We start from the raw sequence: 17,335 nt of genomic DNA, 5'->3' as shown, positions 1-17,335 counted from the left end.
CCTCTGTGGAGAACCCGCGGCGTGGGCGGTGCGTGCAGAAGGACTCAGTACCCGGCTCTGGTGCCCAGGACCCGAACGTCCGAGACCGCCTCCTGCCAGAAGGACCCGCGCTGGGCGTACACCGACTCGTCAGACGACAGCACTCGAAGACCGGTGACGGTCTTCGCCCCGGCGAGCGTGATCGCTCCGGCGGGCGCGAGCGCCGATGACACGGTCGACGGTCCTCCGATGATGTGCATCGTGAGAGTCGGATCCGGGACGGTGCTCAGCACGGCCACCGAGTCGGCGCCCACCCACGAGAGCCCCTGCGCCGGCCCCGCCAGCTGCGCGACCTCGTAGGGCGCACCGAGCCCGATGGGCTGCTGCTCGTCGTCGCGGATGACGGCCGCGACGACGACACGGCGACCGCCCCCCGCACTGACGACCGCGGCGACTCGCGCACCATCGGCCGACACCCGAAGCTGGCTGATCGACTCGGCGCCGGGCCAGGCATCGGCGACGGCCATGGGCTCGGCCTTCGTGGTCGCCACCTGCAGCTTCGACGCACTCGATGCCGGCACGGTCCAGATGAAGCCGAAGGGGTCCAGAGACGGCGCGATCAGGCCGGGGCGGCCGTCGACCTGGTTGGTGTCGCCGTCACTGACCGCGAACACGCGGCCGTCACGCAGCTGCACCGAGGCCAGCTGCGCGTCGGCCGAGACATCGATCGCGCCGATGGGATCGACGATCTTGGCGATCTGCGCCGTGAGCCCGGCGACCGGGGTGATCTCACCCCCAGACGTCGCAGTTCCGAAGGTCTCGTCGTCGAGCACCAGCACGCCGGGATCGACGATCGGCTCCTCGACCGTGACCCTGCCCGCATCGAGCGGCACACCGTCGACGACCAGACGCACCTGGGTGACCCCCGCTCCTTCCAGGCTCGCCTCGAGCTGCGTCCGCATGCGGGCAAGATCCGTCGGCGAGGCCGAGAGCGCCGCGCGGCTCAGCGGCACCGACGCCACCTGCGACTCGTCGACCGTCACGGCGTCGCCGACCATCTCCACGTCCGACGAGAACGGTCGGACGGCCGGAGCCAGCCACTCGCTCGGCTCGCCCGACATCAGAGCGCGCACCACGGTGGTGGCCATGGCGGCTCGACGCGGGAACCAGCGGACGTCAGGGACGAGGTGGGTCCAGGTCGGGTCGAAGTACTTGAGCGAGAACTTCTCGTACACCTGGGTGAAGGTCTCGACATCGAGGGTGATGCCGTCACGAGCCGCTTCGGCGATCCGCCACTCGCCACCCTTCTCGCGTACCAGCCGGTACATGGCCTTCGCGGTTCCGGTGTCGGCGCTGTACGCGCCGTCGGCGCCGACGCTCGCGACCTGATCCAGGGTGACGCCCACCTCTGCCGAAGTCGCATCCTCATCGTCGGGCTGAACCGACGAGTCGTAGTCGCGCTCGTCGACCGAGGAGTCGATCGTCACGGCAGCCTCGGGCTTCCACTCGCGGCTGAAGTCCTCGGTGAGGAACTTCCGCGCGGTCTCCCACGAGTTCGTAGGCGACATCGACGCGTCGAGGAAGCCCTCGACGATCTGAGCGGGGCTGCCGCCCGGCTCCGGGCCCTCTGCGATCGCCGAGAACGGTCGCTCGTCGGTCTCCTCGCCGCCCACTTCGAGACCGGCGTTGGGCGGGCCGGCCGTCGGCAGGCCCGTGCAGCCGGCGAGGACGAGGGCGCTCGCGAGGGCCGCGGCGATCGCGGAGAGGCGGATGCCGAGACGCGCGGTCATGAACTCTGCTCCCTCTTCCCTGCGGGGTCGGAGTGGGTGTCCTCCACGTCCTCGGCTGCAGAACCCGGTGCTGCATGATCCCGGTCCGCATGCCCCGGGTCATCGATCAGATCGCGCACGCCGCGCAGCGTGATCGGCTCGGTGACGTCGACCAGATCGACCACCGAATCCTCCGGCTCCAGCGGCACCGGACCTCGTCCGATCTCGACATCCGCGCTGCGCGGGATGGTCAGCACGAAGTTCGTCCCGACGCCGAGTTCGGACCAGACCTCGAGAGTGCCACGGTGCAGCTTGGCGTCGCCGAGCGCGATCGACAGTCCGAGCCCGGTGCCGCCGATGGTGCGCTTGCGGGACGGGTCGGCGCGCCAGAAGCGGTCGAACACATGCTCCGCATCCTCCGGCCGCATCCCGAGTCCGAAATCACGCACGCCGACGGCGACTGCCCGCTGGTCGCTGTCGACCGTGATGACGATCGGCTCGCCCTCGCCGTGCTCGATGGCGTTGCCGATGAGATTGCGCAGCACGCGGCGCACTCGTCGGGGATCCATGTCCACCGGCGAGTACCCTCCCGGCGCGACCAGGCGCAGTTCGGTGTCGTGCGCGGCGGCGAGTGGACGCAGCTGCTCGACCATCTCCTCCGCCAGCTGCGCGAGGCTCGTGGCCTCCACCTCGAGCTGCACCGAGCCGGCGTCGTAACGGCTGATCTCGAGCAGGTCGGCGAGCAGCGTCTCGAACCGCTGCACCTGCGTGTGAAGCAGCTCGGCGGTTCGCGCGGTGACCGGATCGAATTCGTCGCGCGTGTCGTTGATCATCTCGGCGGCGAGGCGGATGGTCGTCAACGGCGTGCGCAGCTCGTGCGAGACATCGGAGACGAACCGCTGCTGAACGAGTGACAGCTCCGCGAGCTCCTTGATCTGGCTCTGGATGCTGTCGGCCATCGCGTTGAACGATCGGCCCAGGCTGGCCAGCTCGTCCTCGCCGTGCACCGGCAGGCGCACCTCGAGGTCTCCTGCCGCCAGTCTCTCACTGGTCTCGGCCGCCTCGATGATCGGCGCCGACACGGATCTGAGCACCAGCCACGAGATGGCTGCGATGAGGGCGACCAGGGTGATGCCGGCGAACCACAGCGTGCGCTGCACGAAGAGCAGAGTCTCATCGGCATCGATCAGGTCATACGCGATGTACACCTCGTACGTGCCGACGCCGCGGAACTCGAGCAGCTGCCCGACGACGATGCCCGCCGCCTCGGAGCCGTCTGGCTGCGGCAGCGGGATCGACTGCCACGCCTGACGATTGCGCACCTGGGTCACGCGGGTGTGCAGCTCATCGCTGATGGTCATCTGATTCGACGAGTACTCCAGGCTTCGGAAGCCGGTCGGAGTGTATCCGTCTCCCTGGGTCTCGGAGATGAAGCCGACGATGCGGCTCGACGATGCGGTGCGCCCGAGCACTCGCTGCGCCTCGCCCCACACTGCCGCGATGGTGGCACGATCGTCACCGGTCTGCCCGGAGTCGAGCTGCTTCTGCGCCGCCGACACCGCAGCACGGGCGTTGTGCAGCGCCTCGTCCTTACGCGATTCGAAGAGATCGCTCCTGATCACGAGGGCGATGACCACGCAGATGATGAAGATGGCCAGCGAGGTGGCCATCAGCGTGATCGCCGTCGCCCTGAAACGCATGGAGCTGCGCCATGATGCTGATATCGCGTCCGACCATGCGCTCGGGCCGCCCCGGAGCGCGGTCACGGCCCGCGTCGGAGGGTTCGCGGCCATGATCGGCGCCTAGCCGACGCTGCCGGCGCGGTAGCCCACGCCGCGCACGGTCATCACGATGCGCGGATTGTCGGGGTCGAGCTCGACCTTCGCGCGCAGCCGCTGCACATGCACATTCACCAGCCGGGTATCGGCCTTGTAGTGGTAGCCCCACACCTGCTCGAGCAGCATCTCGCGAGAGAAGACCTGCTGAGGCTTGGACGCCAGGGCGACGAGCAGCTGGAACTCGAGCGGCGTCAGCGCGATGGGCGCCGTGCCGCGGCGCACTTCGTGTGCGTCGACGTCGATCGTCAGATCGCCGACGCGGAGGACCTCGGTCTCGGCCTGAGGTGCTGGCCGCAGGCGCGTGCGGATGCGAGCGACCAGCTCCTTCGGATTGAAGGGCTTCACGATGTAGTCGTCGGCGCCGACCTCGAGCCCGCGCACGACGTCGGCGGTGTCGCTGCGCGCGGTCAGCATGATGACCGGCACACCGGACTCGGCGCGGATGCGCGTGCAGATCTCGATGCCGTCCATGCCGGGCAGCATGAGGTCGAGCAGCACGAGGTCGGGACGCGTCGCGCGCCACTCATCCACCGCTCGTGCGCCGTCGGCGCAGAACAGCGCCTCGAACCCCTCGGTTCGCAGCACGATGCCGATCATCTCGGCGAGCGCTGTGTCATCGTCGACCACGAGGATACGAGAGGTCATGTTCCGCTCCGCCTCAGCTTTCTGTCCTGCGCGCCACCTGCTTCCCCCCAGCCGCGCGACTCGGATCAGCCTACTTGAGATTGCCGCGCACGCGCGGAGGCGTGCGCGCTCCGCCTCAGCCGGGCGGTGTGCCACGATGGAGGAGCACACGGAGGGAATGCGAATGAGCGGTCACACCTGGACTCCCGCGCCGAGGAAGAGTGCGATCCCACTGCACCCGATGACGTTCGGGATGATCCTCGGGCGATCCTTCAGCGCCCTGCGCCACAACCCCAAGGTCCTGTTCGGGTTCGCGGTCGCGGTGCAGTTCGGGATCACGGCGATAGCGGTGGTGGTGATCGTCCTCGTGGCCGGATTCGCTGCGGCGCGGATCGCGAGCGTTCCTGCCGGCTCTCCCGACCAGGGCCCGATCATCGCGGGAACCATCGCGCTCAGCATCCTGCTCGGCGTCGTCCTCACTCTGGCCAGCGTCGCCTTCACCTCGATCGTGCAGGGACTGGTCGCGGCCGACGTCTCGTTCGCGGCCGTCGGGCGCAGAGCGCCGCTGCGCACACTCTGGACCCGTGTGCGTCCCGCTTTCTGGCGGCTCTTCGCGTACGCGCTGCTGCAGGGTCTCGCGGCCCTGCTGTGGATGCTCGCGATCGGCGGCGCTGCCATCGCGATCATGGCCGGCGGCGGATTCGCCGACGGCTCGATCGGCGTCGCCGTCGGTCTCGTGGTGCTGCTCGTTCTCGCCAGCATCCCGCTGGCCGTCTGGCTGACTACCAAGCTGCTCGTCGTGCCTGCGGCGCTCGTGCTCGAGCAGGCGACGATCGGCGGCGCTCTGGTGCGGTCGTGGCGCCTGATCCGCGGACGCTTCTGGCCGGCGCTCGGGGTGATGTTCCTCATCGGGGCGATCATGGGGCTCGCCGCGCAGGTGGTCAGTGTGCCGGGTTCGATCCTCTCCGGAGTGATCGGCGGTGTCATGGCACCCACAGGCTCGACCGATGAGAGCCAGGTCATCGGACTCATCGCGCTCACCGTGCTCCCGCAGATCCTCGTGCTCGCCGTGCAGGCGATCACCCTCGTCGTGCAGGGCACAGGCGCGACGCTCATCTACCTCGACAGCCGCATGCGCTACGAAGGCCTGGACCAGACGCTGATCAGGCACATCGAACGCAGCGCCCTCGGCGCATCGGATGCCGACCTCGGCGACCCCTACATCGTCGACCCCGCACGCGCAGTGACGAAGACTCCCCCGCCGAAGCAGCCGGCCGGGTACGCAGCCCAGCCGTCTGCGGCACCGGGTTCGTTCATCGCCAATGGCTACCCCGCACCGCACCCCGGCCAACCTCACGCCGGCCAGCCCTTCACAGGTCAGCCGCATCAGGCCCAGCCCTACCCCGCCCAGCCCTACCAGGCGCAGCCCTACCCGGCGCAGCCCTACCCAGCGCAGCCGCACCCGGCGACGTCGTACCCCGGCGGGCCGCAGCAGTCGCCGTACGCTCCGCAGCCGCCGGCGCCCGGTCAGCCGCACACGGCGAATGACGCATCCGCGACCGCAGCCCCCGCAGAGCCGTCGCCCGGCGGCTGGGCTGCGCCGGGCGGAACCGAATGATCGCAGTGCTTCTTCCCGCAGAGGTCTTCGTCCCCGACGGCGACGACGCACGCCAGTGGGCGCAGGAGGAGCTGTCGAAAACCGAGTATCAGGCGGCGAAGCCGAACTGGTTCGACCAGTTCGCCGCCGATGTCGCCGAGTGGTTCTTCGGGCTCTTCACCGGTGACGGAGCCGGCTCGGTCGCGCCCCTCGCGCTGACGCTGATCGCCATCGCCGTCGTCGCAGCCCTGGTCGTCGCCCTGCTGGTCTGGGGCCGCCCGCGCGCCTCGCAAACGATTCGTCGTCGCGGGGACCTGCTCGGCGAGAAGAACGACCGCACGGCGGCTCAATTGCGCGCAGACGCCGAACGACGCGCCCGCGAGGGCGACTGGAGCGGGGCCGTCGTGCTGCGCTTCCGCGCGCTCGCCCGCGGCCTTCTCGAGAGGGATCTCATCGACCCGGCACCTGGCGCGACCGCGCAGGGCATCGCCCGCGAAGCGGCTCCTGCCCTTCCCGGCATGGCAGATGCGCTGCACGAGGCCGCCTCGCTCTTCGACTCCGTCCGGTACCTCGGCTCCGATGCGGACGAGGCTCAGTACCGCACCCTCGCAGCGACCGACGATGCCGTCCAGGCCGCCACACCGCAGCTCGCGGCGCACGTGCACCGCCTCGCCGGGCAGGTGCCCGCATGAGCGCCCTTGCCGCGGTGGGCGACGACGTGACCAGCAGCACAGCAGCGCCGCGGCGTCCCGGACGACGGACGAGCGTGCTGGGCTGGCTGCTCGTGGCCGTCCTGCTCGTCGGCATCGCCCTGCTGTCGCTTCGGCTGGTCACGACGGCGCCTTCGCTCGCGGGCGTCCTCAACCCGGAGTCGCCCGGTCCGGGCGGTGCCAAGGCGATCGCCGAACTGGTGCGCCAGCAGGGCACTGAGGTCGAGGTGGTGCGCAGCCGCGCCGCAGCGACGACTGCGCTCGACCCGGGCGGCACCCTGGTGCTCGCCGACCCCGTCGCGCTCAGTGATGAGGCGGTGCTCGCCCTGATCGGCGAAGCAGACCGCGTGGTGCTCCTCAGCACGAGCACGCGCATGCTCGACCTCCTCGACCTGGGCGCCGGAACCAGCGGCCTCGGCTCCGTAGCAGCCCGCTGCGACCGCCCGGAGTTCGCCGCGACCGGAGCAATCGAGGCCGAGCGGATGTTCCTTCCAGCCGACGACGTCGTCGGCTGCTTCCGCAGCGCGGACGGCGGTGCTGCCCTGCTTCTCGCCGAACGCGATGGAGCGCAGCTGGCGTTCATCGAGGCCTCACGCATGCTCTCGAACCGCCATCTGGCGGAGAACGGCAACGCCGCTCTCGGGCTCGCCCTGCTCGCGCAGACGGAGCACGTGGTCTGGTACGCGGGGTCCTTCGAGGATGGCGACCGCGTCGCGGACGAGCCTGCCTCGCTCGGCGATCTCACTCCGACGTGGCTGACACCCGCCATCCTCCTCCTGCTCCTCGCCGGCATCGCGGCCATCTGGTGGCGCGGATCTCGCTTCGGACCACTGGTCTCGGAGTCGCTTCCGGTCACCGTCAGGGCATCCGAGACCATGCATGGCCGCGCCCGCCTCACCGCGAAAGCCGCGGATGCCCCGCATGCAGCCGCAGCCATCCGATCCGGCACCCGCGCCAGACTCGCACGTCGTCTGGCCCTCAGCCCCCGCGCGACGCCCGTCGAGATCGCGGATGCGGCATCCGATCGCCTCGGCGTCCCCCGCGGATCGCTGCACGACCTGCTCGACGGGGCACCGCCCGCCGACGACCGCGAGCTCATCGAGCTCGCCAGACGACTCGCCGAACTCGAGACGGCGGTCGACACCGCCCATACCGAAAGGAACCGCCCGTGAGCGACGAGAGCACCACTCCCCCCGCACCGCCGTCGGATGACGCGCTGCGCCAGGCCATGCACCGCGTGCGCAGCGAGGTCGACAAGGTGGTCGTCGGTCAGGCCGGCACCGTCACCGGACTGCTCGTCGCCCTGCTCGCCCGCGGTCACGTGCTGCTGGAGGGTGTGCCCGGTGTCGCCAAGACCCTCGTGGTGCGCAGCTTCGCACGCGCGGTGGGCCTCGACACCAAGCGCGTGCAGTTCACCCCCGACCTCATGCCCGGCGATGTCACCGGATCGCTCGTCTATGACGCCCGCACCGGCGAGTTCGAGTTCCGCGCCGGGCCCGTGTTCACGAACATCCTGCTCGCCGACGAGATCAACCGCACTCCGCCGAAGACGCAGGCCGCCCTGCTCGAGGCCATGGAGGAGCGCCAGGTGTCGGCCGACGGCCTCAGCCGTCCGCTGCCCGACCCCTTCCTCGTCGCCGCGACCCAGAACCCCGTCGAGCATGAGGGAACCTACACGCTGCCCGAGGCTCAGCTCGACCGATTCCTGATGAAGCTCGTCGTCGGGATGCCAGAGCGCGACGCGGAGGTGTCTGTGCTGCGTCTGCATGCGAGCGGCTTCTCGCCCCGGCTGCTGACCGGCGTCGAGGCGGCCGTCACGGCCGACGAGATCCGCGCCGCGCAGGACGCTGCGGCGCGGGTGCAGGTCAACGACGACGTGCTGGGGTACGTCGTCGACCTCGCCCGCGCCACGCGTCAGTCGCCTTCGGTCGAACTCGGCGCCAGCCCCCGCGCCTCGACCGCACTGCTGGCGGCGGCGAAGGCATGGGCATGGCTGAACGCCTCGAGTGCCGTCACACCTGATCACGTGCAGACCATGCTCATGCCCGTGTGGCGGCACCGCCTGCAGCTGCGACCGGATGCGCAGATGGAGGGCGTGTCGGCCGACGCCGTGCTGCAGTCCGTCGTGCAGCAGACGCGAGTGCCGATCTGACATGTTCGTCACCGCGCTTCTCGCCCCGCTCATCGCGCTGGGCGTCGTGCCGACGGTGCTGCTCGGCACCGCCGGCGCGCCGCCGTGGGCGATCTTCGGGGTCTGGATGCTGCTGTGCGTCGTCCTGGTCTCGATCGACGTCATCGTCGCTCCGAGCCCGCGCGCTCTCATCGTCACGCGCTCGATCCCTGCGCGAGGCCGTCTCGGCGAACCTGTGCTGACGAGCGTCGCCGTGCAGAACATCGGCTCGCGCACTCTTCGCGGCCAGCTGCGCGACGCGTGGCAGCCGACTGCGGGGGCCCCAGCCGAGCGTCCCCGCATCAGTATCCCGGCAGGCGAACGACGGCGTGTCGAGGTGCTGCTGCATCCGCGTCGCCGTGGCGAGCTGGTGAGCGAGTTCGTCGTGGTGCGCTCGCGCGGTCCGCTCGGCCTCGCCGGTCGCCAGGCTCGCCACGACGTGCGCGGCACCATGCGGGTTCTGCCCGCGTTCAGCTCCCGCAAGCACCTTCCGTCGCGACTCGCACGTCTTCGCGAGCTCGACGGCAACACGTCGATCCAGGTGCGCGGTCAGGGCACCGAGTTCGACTCGCTGCGCGAGTATGTGCGCGGCGACGACATCCGCTCGATCGACTGGCGGGCCACCGCACGCGCAGGCACGACGATGCTGCGCACGTGGCGTCCTGAGCGCGACCGTCAGGTCGTCATCCTGATCGACACCGGTCGCACGGCCGCCGCCAGGGTAGGCGACAGCACCCGTCTGGATGCCTCGCTCGAGGCCGCGCTGCTGCTCGCGGCGCTCGCCGCACGGGCCGGCGACCACATCAATCTGCTCATGTACGACCGGGGGGCTCGGGCCCGGGTGACTGGCGTCGATGGCGCCGCGCTCCTTCCCGCGCTGACGGATGCCATGGCGCCGGTGCACGCGCGACTGGTCGACACCGACTGGGGAGGGGCCTTCGCGGCGATCCGCACGCTCACCACCCGCCCATCGCTCATCGTCGTGCTCACTGCGCAGGATGCTGCCGAGACCGCGCGCGGCTTCCTCGGCGCCTTCCCGCGCGCCTCCAGGGCGACGACCGTGCTCGTGGGGTCGGTGACCGATGAAGCGATCGGCGAGCTCGCTCGCCGACGCGACTCGCGCGCCGATGTGTACCTCGCGGCCGCGGCCGAGCAGACCATGTCGGATGCCCAGGTCGTTGCCGACGCGATCCGGCGCGCCGGCGGCGAGGCGATCGCCTCGGACCCCGAGCAGCTGCCGCCGCGGATCGCCGACCGCTACCTCGAGCTGAAGGCCGCCGGGCGGCTCTGACCGCATGACGAACGTCGGCCCCCGTCCTCGCGGACGGGGGCCGACGTTCTGTCACAGAAGGTCAGACGAGATCGAAGCGATCCAGCTCCATGACCTTCGTCCATGCGGCGACGAAGTCCGTGACGAATTTCTCGCCCGATCCGTCGGCGGCGTATACCTCGGTCACGGCGCGCAGCTCGGAGTTCGAGCCGAAGACGAGGTCAGCGCGAGTGCCGACCCAGCGACGCTCGCCGCTCGCCCTCTCGGTCGCCAGGAAGGCGTGCGAACCAGGGTCGAGCGGCGTCCACTCGTAGCCCATGTCGAGCACGTTCACGAAGAAGTCGTTGGTCAGCACACCCGGGCGGTCGGTGAGCACGCCGTGCTTCGAGCCGTCCCAGTTCGCGTCGAGGGCGCGCAGGCCACCGACGAGCACGGTCATCTCCGGTGCCGTGAGGTCGAGCAGGCTCGCCTTGTCGACCAGCAGCTTCTCGGCCGGCACCTCCGCAGCGGTCGCGAGCGGCCCGACGTAGTTGCGGAATCCGTCGGCGATCGGCTCGAGGAAAGAGAACGAGTGCACGTCCGTCTTGTCCTGCGTGGCGTCGGTCCGGCCTGGACGGAACGGCACCGTGATCTCGTGGCCGGCGTCCCGAGCAGCTTTCTCGACTCCGGCGTTGCCCGCGAGCACGATGAGGTCGGCGAGCGAGACGCGGACGCCCGACTCCTCCGACGACGCCTTGACGCCGCGCAGCACGTCGAGAACCTTCGCGGTGCGCTCCGGGTTGTTCGCTGCCCACGACCGCTGCGGCTCGAGGGCGATGCGGGCGCCGTTCACGCCGCCGCGCTTGTCGCTGCTGCGGAAGGATGCGGCGGCGGCCCAGGCGGTGGCCACGAGCTCCGACACCGTCAGGCCGGACTCGAGGATGCTCTTCTTGAGCTGCTCGGCCTGCTCCGGGGTGACCAGGTCATGATCGACCGCGGGAACCGGATCCTGCCAGATGAGCTCCTCGGTGGGAGCGAGCTTGCCGAGGTACCGGCTCGACGGGCCCATGTCACGGTGGGTGAGCTTGAACCAGGCGCGGGCATAGGCGTCGGCGAACGCCTCGGGGTCGTCACGGAATCGCTTCGAGATCGGGCCGTAGATCGGATCGAACCGCAGCGACAGGTCGCTCGTGAGCATCCGCGGCTCGCGGCGCTTGGTCGCATCGTGCGCCATCGGCACCATGTCGGCACCGGCGCCGTGCTGCGGCCTCCACTGCTTCGCGCCCGAGGGGCTCTCCATGAGCTCCCACTCGTACGCGAAGAGGATGTGGAAGAACTCGTTGTCCCAGCGCGTGGGGTGATACGTCCACGTGACCTCGAGACCGCTGGCGGTCTGATCGTCGCCCATCCCCGTGCCGTGGGTGTTCTTCCACCCCATTCCCATGTGCTCCATGGGCGAGTCCTCGGGCGACGGGCCGACCAGATCGACCGGGCCGGCGCCATGGGTCTTTCCGAACGTGTGGCCGCCGGCGATCAGGGCGACGGTCTCCTCATCGTTCATGGCCATGCGAGCGAAGGTCTCGCGGATGTCGTGCGCGAGCTCGACGGGGTCGGGGTTTCCTCCGATGCCCTCGGGGTTCACGTAGATGAGACCCATCTGCACGGCGGCCAGGGGGCTCTCGAGCTCACGTCGCCCTTCGGGCGAGTAGCGCAGGTCGTCGGCGAGCCAGGTCGTCTCCGAACCCCAGTAGATGTCGGCGTCCGGTTCCCATGCATCCACCCGTCCGCCGGCGAAGCCGAAGGTGGTGAAGCCCATCTGCTCCATCGCCACGTTGCCGGCGAAGATCATCAGGTCGGCCCATGAGATGCGGTCGCCCCACTTCTTCTTCACGGTCCACAGAATGCGACGCGGCTTGTCGAGGCCTGCGTTGTCGGGCCAGCTGTTGAGGGGCGCGAAGCGCTGCTGACCGGTGCTGCCGCCTCCACGGCCGTCGGTGACACGGTAGGTTCCGGCGCTGTGCCAGGCCATGCGGATGAACGCGGGCCCGTAGTTGCCGAAGTCCGCCGGCCACCAGTCCTGCGAGTCGGTGAGCACCTGCTCGATGTCGCGGCGCAGCTCGTCGAGGTCGACGGTCGCGAACGTCGCACGGTAGTCGTACTCGGGCCCGTAGGGGTTCGTCGCCGGCGGGTTCTTCGCCAGCACCCGCAGGTTCAGCCGGTCGGGCCACCAGTCGTGGCTCGCCTTCCTGGTGCTCTTCTCGCGCGGGGACGAGTGCACCACAGGGCACTGCGCGCTGTCGGCCTGGTTCTGGATCGCGTCCGTCATCGGTCTCCTTCTTCGTGGATGGTCAGTTCTTCGCGGAGCAGGCGGGGCACAGTCCCCAGTACGTCACCTCCGCCGTCGTGATCGCGAAGCCGTGTGTGTCCGCCGGCGTCAGGCACGGCGAGGGGCCGACGGCGCAGTCGACGTCCTTGACCGCACCGCAGCCGGTGCACACGAGGTGGTGATGGTTGTCGTCGACCCGCAGCTCGAAGAGCATCGGATGCCCGGCGGGCTCGATGCGTCGCACAAGGCCCGCGGTCGTGAAGTCGCTGAGCGCGTTGTACACCGATTGCCGGCTCGTGGATTCGAGCTGCGATCGCACGCGCTCGAACACCTCGTCGGCACTGGCATGGGCGTGCCCGGCGAGCGCGTCGTAGACCGCACGACGCGATTCGGTCACCCGCAGGCCGCGGGCGCGGATGGCGACCTCGGCGGGGATGAGCTGCTGTGCGGTCATGCACACCACCCTAACTTTGATTTGATCAATTCAAAAGAGCACGGGACTTCTGGCGTGTCGGAGCGCAGAGGGGCCCCCGCTTGATGAAGCGAGGGCCCCATGGCGCGGCTGCGAGCCGATCAGACAGACACCTTGTCGTCTGCGTTCAGCACACGGAACAGCACAGCTGCGATCGCGGCGCCGACGATCGGTGCGACGACGTAGAGCCACAGGTTGACCCAGTCGAACTGGCCGCTCACCGACAGTCCGAGTGCGACTGCCGGGTTGAATCCGCCGCCCGAGATCGAGCCGACCGCCGTGGCGCCCACGAAGACGACGCCGCCGATCGCGAGACCGTAGAAGGAGTTGCCGTCGGTGTCCTTGGAGGTCGCGACGTTGAGCACCACGTAGGCGAGGATGAGGGTGAAGACGAGTTCGACGACGAAGGCCTTGCCGAGGTCGATCTCGACGGCCTTCCCGGCAGCCGGCCACACGGCGAAGCTGACCAGAGCCGCCAGCACCGCACCGACCAGCTGCGCCACGATGTATGCGACGAGGTCGACCACGGCGAGACCGCCGCGGATGAAGACGGCGACCGAGACCGCGGGGTTCAGGTGGGCGCCCGAGATGTGGCCGGTGGCGTACACCAGTACGGCGAGCGCGATACCGATGGCGAGGGGCGTGAGGGGGCTGCCGCTGTTGACCGCGGCGATGATGCTGAGGACGAACAGGAAGGTGGCGAGTGCTTCTGCCACTGCCTTACGGGCGGTGCCGTTCATGAGTGGATCCGTTCTTGTGTCGGGTCGAGGAGACGGTGCGCACACCGTCGTCCGCACGGCACAAGCCGCGCGGACGACAATCTACCGCCGGCGCACCCGCGCTCCCGGGCGCGACCCGGCGAGCCTGACCCCGAAACGCGATCTTTGGAGGGATCATGAAGCGCACTGCTGTGTGATTTGGAGAGTGCGATGACTGTGAACCCGCCCCCGTCTGCTCCGTCGCTGAGCGCCCGACTCACGGCAGAGGGCTTCGGCTCTTTCATGGTCGTGTTCATCGGTGTCGGCGCCGCGCTCTTCACGGCCACCCTCTTCCCTGATCCGGGCGCCGGATCCGCGGTATACGTCGCCGTCGCGCTCGCATTCGGCCTTGCGATGGCCGCCGCCTTCAGCTCGTTCGCCTCTCTTTCGGGCGGCCACTTCACGCCGGCCGTGACGATCGGCGCTGCGTCCGCGGGTCGCCTTCCGTGGCGCGATGTGCTCCCCTACCTGCTCGCGCAGGTGGTCGGCGCGGTGGTCGCGTCGACAGCCCTGATCGTCGTCGGGCTCTTCGGGCCCGACGCGTGGCTGGAGGGTGCGCAGGACTCAGGCTTCGCGAGCACGGGCTGGGGCTCGCTCTCCCCCGGCGGATTCGGGATGCCCGCGGCGATCGTCATCGAGCTCGTCCTCACCGTGCTGCTCGTGCTCGTCTACCTCAGCGTGACGCACCCCGAGCGCGCCACCCGCTCCCCGGGGGTGACGATCGGACTCGCGTTCACGGCGGTCCAGCTCGTCGCCATCCCGATCGCGGGTGGAGCCGCGAATCCCGCACGTTCGATCGCGACGGCGATCTACGGCGGGATCGACCCGCTGGCGCAGCTGTGGGTCTTCCTCCTCTTCCCCGCTCTGGGTGCGGCGGCCATCGGGATCGCCTATCGGGCGCTGTTCGACGGCGCCGCAGGCTCGGATGGCGGCGAACCCGCAGCCCTCAACCTGCGGTGAGCGTCGGCGTGCCGGCCTCGTATTCGATGAGGTCGCCGCTCTCCCCGCGTCGCGCCGCCCGACGGCCGATCACGAGCATGTAGAACAGGAACGCGGCGAGTGCGAGCGCCCCGATGCCGATCTTCACCGGCCACGGCAGGTTCGAACCTGTGACGAACCCCTCGACCAGCCCTGACAGCAGCAGCACGAAGATCAGCCCGATCGCGACAGTGGCGAGCGACCGACCACCCGCTGCGAGCGACTCCGCCCTGGTGCGACGCCCGGGTGCCGCCCACGCCCAGAAGATGTGCAGGCCGGCGGCGGAGGCGACGAAGATCGCGGTGAGCTCGAGCATCCCGTGCGGGAGGATGTGCAGGATCATCGTGTCGAGGTGGCCGTACGCCGACATGACCGCTGCGGCGACGCCGAGACCGAAGGCGTTCTGGATGAGCATCCACACAGGCCAGAGACCTGTGACGCCGAACAGCACGCACTGCATGGCGATCCAGGCGTTGTTGAGCCAGACCATGCCTGCGAACGAGGCCATCGGCCCGTAGTAGCCGACGAAGTCCTCCTCGGCATACTTCTGCAGCACCTCGGGCGGCCCCAGGGTCGCGATCAGCGCAGGGTCGGAGGCGATCCAGGCTCCGGTTATCAGGACGGCGAGCACGAAGGCGACCGCGATGACCCCGGTCGTCCAGCGGATGCGATAGAGCGCTGCCGGCAGCTGCAGCGCGAAGAACCGGGCTGCCTGGGTGAGGACGTTGTCACCCGCCCCGGTGAACCTCAGCCGCGCTGCAGCGAGGATCGTCGAGAGGTAGGCGCCCTGTGGCGAATCGCCGATAGAGGTCTTCAGCTCGGCGAGATCGGCGGATGCTGCGCGATAGCGCACGATGAGCTCGTCGACCTCGGCGCCGCTCAGCCTGCGCTTTCGGCTCAGCGCATCCAGCCGCTGCCATTCCGGGCGGCGGGCGTCGGTGAGGGCATCGGCATCCACCTGATTCACTGTACTCACAACGCGGTGTCGCCATGAGTTCGGACCGGATCAGCGAAGACGAAGCTCGCTGCGCTCCTGTTCGCTGAGGTCGAGCTCTCGCCCGTTGTCGCCGAGCCAGTAGTACTCGCTCTGGCCGGAGGCGGGTCGCGTTCTCCTGGTGATCGTGTACGTGGCGCCATCTTCGATTCTCACTCGCATGTTCGCAACCCTAGGACCGCCGACCACGGCGGCCATCCCCCTTGCGGTGGACATCCGACCGCGGAGGGGAGCTTCCTGCTCAGCACTGTCGGCGCTGCAACGACAGCCGGGGCTGATTTACTGTACTCATGATGAGCACGGTCACCGACGAGCAGGAGATCCTGTCCGGAGAAGCCGTCGCGATCGATGTTCAGCCGGTCGGGTTCGTGCTTCGCGCAGCGGGAGCCCTGATCGACATGGCCATCGGCTTCGCGCTGTTCCTCGCCGTGACGTGGGTGCAGGTGTGGCTGATGTCCGAGGGCCTGCTGAGCGAGCACACGTTCCGCATCCTGATGATCAGTGCCGCGGTGCTGAGCTTCCTGGTGCTGCCCATCACGATCGAGGTCGCGATGCGCGGCCGCAGCGTCGGCAAGCTCGCGGTAGGCGGGCGGATCGTGCGGATCGACGGCGGGGCGATCACCTTCCGGCACACGTTCATCCGCGCGCTCGTCGGAGTCCTCGAGATCTACATGACCTTCGGTGGCGCTGCAGTCATCACGGGCGCGCTCACCGCACGCTCTCAGCGCCTCGGCGATCTCGTCGCCGGTACGTACTCGCAGCGCGTGCGAACACCCGCGCTGCCCTCCCACCATCCGCATCTGCCGCCCTCCTTGACCGGATGGGCGACGATCGCCGATGTCGCCCGCATGCCGGATCGGCTCGCGCGGCGCATTTCGCAGTTCCTCGCCAACGCGCAGCGACTGTCGCCCTCGGCGCGATCGAGCGTCGCCCAGGAACTGGCCGCCGAGGCTCGGCCCTTCATCTCCCCGGTTCCGGCGGTCTCGGCTGAGGAGCTGCTGATGGGGATCACCGTGCTGCGTCGCGAGCGCGAGCAGAGGGCTCTGCGAATCGCCGACGAGCGAGCGGAACGACTCAGCGGGCGGCGCATCGGGGTCTGACCGCGCGGCGCGCGAGCCCGGACGACCTCAGGCGCGCAGCGCCTCGTGACGGATGACCAGCCAGCCGGCGGGAACCGAGAGCCGCTCGGCGTGCGCGGCACAGAGGTCGTGGGCGTGCGGGTCGCCGCCGGGCCCCAGCGGACCGAGGGCGGCCATCTGGTCGCCGTAGTCGAAGGTGAGCGTCGCGACGGCCTCACGGGCACAGGCGACCTTCGAGCAGAGCCTTTCGTCGACGCCGAGGTGCGCGTCGAGCCGGAGTGGTTCATCCATCGCATCCACCCTACGACCGCACCGGCCGCGGGCTCCGCAGCCGCGCGGCAGCGCATAGACTTTCGGCATGCCCGGCCGACGCTCCACCCCCGTCCCGCGACGCGGCGCACGTCACGGGCGCCACGGTCGCCTCGGCCGCAGTGAGGTCGTCCGCCCTCCCCTGCCACCGCTCGACGGCCGTCTCGACCGATTCGAGATCACCGTCGGCAGCGCTGTCGAGTATCTGCGGGGCGCGTGGGAGGAGCTGCGAGAGGTCCGCTTCGAGATCGCGGCGATGCCCGCGCACGATCGCGGCGACGGCATCCCCCTCTGGCGCGCCGACACGACGACACAGCGGGTCACGCTCTACCGAGTGCCGATCGAGCGTCTGCTGCCGAAAGGACACGACGACGCGTCGCACCGCCGGATGGCTATCGAGAGCGCTGTGTTCCACGCGGCGGCGGAGTACGTCGGTCGAGAGCCATGGGAACTCGGCCCGGACGGCCGCGATCACTGACCTGT

Annotated in this window: 18 protein-coding genes; 9 read left to right on the top strand and 9 right to left on the bottom strand. The window is 69.6% G+C overall.

Annotation, left to right across the window (positions count from 1 at the left end; genetic code table 11):
• Window positions 1–44: 44 nt before the first annotated feature.
• Together JOE67_RS13870 and mtrB are read right to left on the bottom strand one after the other, a co-directional pair.
• Entirely contained in the window at window positions 45–1,769 is a 1,725-nt protein-coding gene (locus JOE67_RS13870) for an LpqB family beta-propeller domain-containing protein (RefSeq protein ID WP_204976110.1), read from the bottom strand.
• Window positions 1,766–3,448, bottom strand: coding sequence for an MtrAB system histidine kinase MtrB (gene mtrB / locus JOE67_RS13865; RefSeq protein WP_420827649.1), 1,683 nt, complete (start codon window positions 3,446–3,448; stop codon window positions 1,766–1,768). Before mtrB ends, JOE67_RS13870 begins: the two co-directional genes overlap by 4 nt.
• On the opposite strand from mtrB, the gene JOE67_RS15865 reads away from it, so the two are divergent.
• Window positions 3,378–3,554 carry a hypothetical protein gene (locus JOE67_RS15865; RefSeq protein WP_420827660.1) on the top strand — a complete coding sequence of 59 codons (177 nt, stop codon included), beginning with the start codon at window positions 3,378–3,380 and terminating at the stop codon, window positions 3,552–3,554. The two genes, mtrB and JOE67_RS15865, sit on opposite strands and share 71 nt — an antisense overlap.
• Here the strand turns inward: JOE67_RS15865 and mtrA are convergent.
• A complete protein-coding gene (gene mtrA / locus JOE67_RS13860) occupies window positions 3,551–4,231 on the bottom strand; it encodes an MtrAB system response regulator MtrA (RefSeq protein WP_204976108.1) in 681 nt (226 codons plus the stop codon). The two genes, JOE67_RS15865 and mtrA, sit on opposite strands and share 4 nt — an antisense overlap.
• Window positions 4,232–4,451: 220 nt before the next feature.
• On the opposite strand from mtrA, the gene JOE67_RS13855 reads away from it, so the two are divergent.
• From JOE67_RS13855 to JOE67_RS13835, 5 genes are read left to right on the top strand one after another with little or no spacing between them, the layout of a single operon-like run.
• Complete coding sequence (locus JOE67_RS13855; RefSeq protein ID WP_204976107.1) at window positions 4,452–5,828, top strand: hypothetical protein; 1,377 nt, start codon at window positions 4,452–4,454, stop codon at window positions 5,826–5,828.
• A gap of 5 nt (window positions 5,829–5,833) precedes the next feature.
• On the top strand, window positions 5,834–6,499 hold the full coding sequence (locus tag JOE67_RS13850; RefSeq protein WP_204976106.1) for a DUF4129 domain-containing protein: 666 nt from the start codon (window positions 5,834–5,836) through the stop codon (window positions 6,497–6,499).
• A complete protein-coding gene (locus JOE67_RS13845; protein ID WP_204976105.1) occupies window positions 6,496–7,689 on the top strand; it encodes a DUF4350 domain-containing protein in 1,194 nt (397 codons plus the stop codon). The genes JOE67_RS13850 and JOE67_RS13845 overlap by 4 nt, the downstream gene beginning before the upstream one ends.
• A gap of 56 nt (window positions 7,690–7,745) precedes the next feature.
• On the top strand, window positions 7,746–8,669 hold the full coding sequence (locus JOE67_RS13840; protein WP_204977092.1) for an AAA family ATPase: 924 nt from the start codon (window positions 7,746–7,748) through the stop codon (window positions 8,667–8,669).
• Window position 8,670: 1 nt separating this feature from the next.
• Window positions 8,671–9,978 carry a DUF58 domain-containing protein gene (locus JOE67_RS13835; RefSeq protein WP_204976104.1) on the top strand — a complete coding sequence of 436 codons (1,308 nt, stop codon included), beginning with the start codon at window positions 8,671–8,673 and terminating at the stop codon, window positions 9,976–9,978.
• Window positions 9,979–10,039: 61 nt separating this feature from the next.
• Here the strand turns inward: JOE67_RS13835 and katG are convergent, their stop codons facing one another.
• The 3 genes from katG to JOE67_RS13820 all read right to left on the bottom strand — a co-directional run bounded on the left by katG (window position 10,040) and on the right by JOE67_RS13820 (window position 13,474).
• On the bottom strand, window positions 10,040–12,262 hold the full coding sequence (gene katG / locus JOE67_RS13830) for a catalase/peroxidase HPI (RefSeq protein WP_204976103.1): 2,223 nt from the start codon (window positions 12,260–12,262) through the stop codon (window positions 10,040–10,042).
• A 22-nt stretch (window positions 12,263–12,284) separates the two neighbouring features.
• Complete coding sequence (locus JOE67_RS13825; protein WP_204976102.1) at window positions 12,285–12,716, bottom strand: Fur family transcriptional regulator; 432 nt, start codon at window positions 12,714–12,716, stop codon at window positions 12,285–12,287.
• Window positions 12,717–12,835: 119 nt separating this feature from the next.
• Window positions 12,836–13,474, bottom strand: coding sequence for an MIP/aquaporin family protein (locus tag JOE67_RS13820; RefSeq protein ID WP_204976101.1), 639 nt, complete (start codon window positions 13,472–13,474; stop codon window positions 12,836–12,838).
• Window positions 13,475–13,663: 189 nt separating this feature from the next.
• On the opposite strand from JOE67_RS13820, the gene JOE67_RS13815 reads away from it, so the two are divergent.
• Window positions 13,664–14,452 (top strand): aquaporin, encoded by a 789-nt coding sequence (locus JOE67_RS13815; protein ID WP_204976100.1) that lies wholly within the window; start codon window positions 13,664–13,666, stop codon window positions 14,450–14,452.
• Here the strand turns inward: JOE67_RS13815 and JOE67_RS13810 are convergent.
• Window positions 14,439–15,428, bottom strand: coding sequence for a stage II sporulation protein M (locus tag JOE67_RS13810; RefSeq protein WP_204976099.1), 990 nt, complete (start codon window positions 15,426–15,428; stop codon window positions 14,439–14,441). The two genes, JOE67_RS13815 and JOE67_RS13810, sit on opposite strands and share 14 nt — an antisense overlap.
• A 48-nt stretch (window positions 15,429–15,476) precedes the next feature.
• Entirely contained in the window at window positions 15,477–15,626 is a 150-nt protein-coding gene (locus JOE67_RS13805; RefSeq protein ID WP_204976098.1) for a hypothetical protein, read from the bottom strand.
• 128 nt (window positions 15,627–15,754) lie between these two features.
• On the opposite strand from JOE67_RS13805, the gene JOE67_RS13800 reads away from it, so the two are divergent.
• The gene (locus JOE67_RS13800; RefSeq protein ID WP_204976097.1) at window positions 15,755–16,564 is read left to right on the top strand and encodes an RDD family protein; all 810 of its coding nucleotides are present in this window, start codon (window positions 15,755–15,757) and stop codon (window positions 16,562–16,564) included.
• A 27-nt stretch (window positions 16,565–16,591) separates the two neighbouring features.
• Here the strand turns inward: JOE67_RS13800 and JOE67_RS13795 are convergent, their stop codons facing one another.
• Window positions 16,592–16,834, bottom strand: coding sequence for a DUF3499 family protein (locus JOE67_RS13795; protein ID WP_204976096.1), 243 nt, complete (start codon window positions 16,832–16,834; stop codon window positions 16,592–16,594).
• A gap of 67 nt (window positions 16,835–16,901) precedes the next feature.
• Here JOE67_RS13795 and JOE67_RS13790 point away from each other — a divergent pair, with 67 nt between their 5' ends.
• On the top strand, window positions 16,902–17,330 hold the full coding sequence (locus JOE67_RS13790) for a hypothetical protein (protein WP_239528156.1): 429 nt from the start codon (window positions 16,902–16,904) through the stop codon (window positions 17,328–17,330).
• Window positions 17,331–17,335 lie beyond the last annotated feature (5 nt).

The organism is Microbacterium esteraromaticum (assembly GCF_016907315.1).
GTDB lineage: Bacteria > Actinomycetota > Actinomycetes > Actinomycetales > Microbacteriaceae > Microbacterium > Microbacterium esteraromaticum.
The sequence above is the reverse complement of the archived record's forward strand: the minus strand, read 5'-3'. Positions and strand labels throughout refer to the sequence as shown.

Bases quoted from the DNA above. Each gene is read 5' to 3' on its own strand.
- JOE67_RS13870 (WP_204976110.1), bottom strand. From the start codon at position 1,769: ATGACCGCGCGTCTCGGCATCCGCCTCTCCGCGATCGCCGCGGCCCTC.
- JOE67_RS15865 (WP_420827660.1), top strand. From the start codon at position 3,378: ATGACCACGCAGATGATGAAGATGGCCAGCGAGGTGGCCATCAGCGTG.
- mtrB (WP_420827649.1), bottom strand. From the start codon at position 3,448: ATGCGTTTCAGGGCGACGGCGATCACGCTGATGGCCACCTCGCTGGCC.
- mtrA (WP_204976108.1), bottom strand. From the start codon at position 4,231: ATGACCTCTCGTATCCTCGTGGTCGACGATGACACAGCGCTCGCCGAG.
- JOE67_RS13855 (WP_204976107.1), top strand. From the start codon at position 4,452: ATGACGTTCGGGATGATCCTCGGGCGATCCTTCAGCGCCCTGCGCCAC.
- JOE67_RS13845 (WP_204976105.1), top strand. From the start codon at position 6,496: ATGAGCGCCCTTGCCGCGGTGGGCGACGACGTGACCAGCAGCACAGCA.
- JOE67_RS13840 (WP_204977092.1), top strand. From the start codon at position 7,746: ATGCACCGCGTGCGCAGCGAGGTCGACAAGGTGGTCGTCGGTCAGGCC.
- JOE67_RS13835 (WP_204976104.1), top strand. From the start codon at position 8,671: ATGTTCGTCACCGCGCTTCTCGCCCCGCTCATCGCGCTGGGCGTCGTG.
- katG (WP_204976103.1), bottom strand. From the start codon at position 12,262: ATGACGGACGCGATCCAGAACCAGGCCGACAGCGCGCAGTGCCCTGTG.
- JOE67_RS13825 (WP_204976102.1), bottom strand. From the start codon at position 12,716: ATGACCGCACAGCAGCTCATCCCCGCCGAGGTCGCCATCCGCGCCCGC.
- JOE67_RS13820 (WP_204976101.1), bottom strand. From the start codon at position 13,474: ATGAACGGCACCGCCCGTAAGGCAGTGGCAGAAGCACTCGCCACCTTC.
- JOE67_RS13815 (WP_204976100.1), top strand. From the start codon at position 13,664: ATGACTGTGAACCCGCCCCCGTCTGCTCCGTCGCTGAGCGCCCGACTC.
- JOE67_RS13805 (WP_204976098.1), bottom strand. From the start codon at position 15,626: ATGCGAGTGAGAATCGAAGATGGCGCCACGTACACGATCACCAGGAGA.
- JOE67_RS13800 (WP_204976097.1), top strand. From the start codon at position 15,755: ATGATGAGCACGGTCACCGACGAGCAGGAGATCCTGTCCGGAGAAGCC.
- JOE67_RS13795 (WP_204976096.1), bottom strand. From the start codon at position 16,834: ATGGATGAACCACTCCGGCTCGACGCGCACCTCGGCGTCGACGAAAGG.
- JOE67_RS13790 (WP_239528156.1), top strand. From the start codon at position 16,902: ATGCCCGGCCGACGCTCCACCCCCGTCCCGCGACGCGGCGCACGTCAC.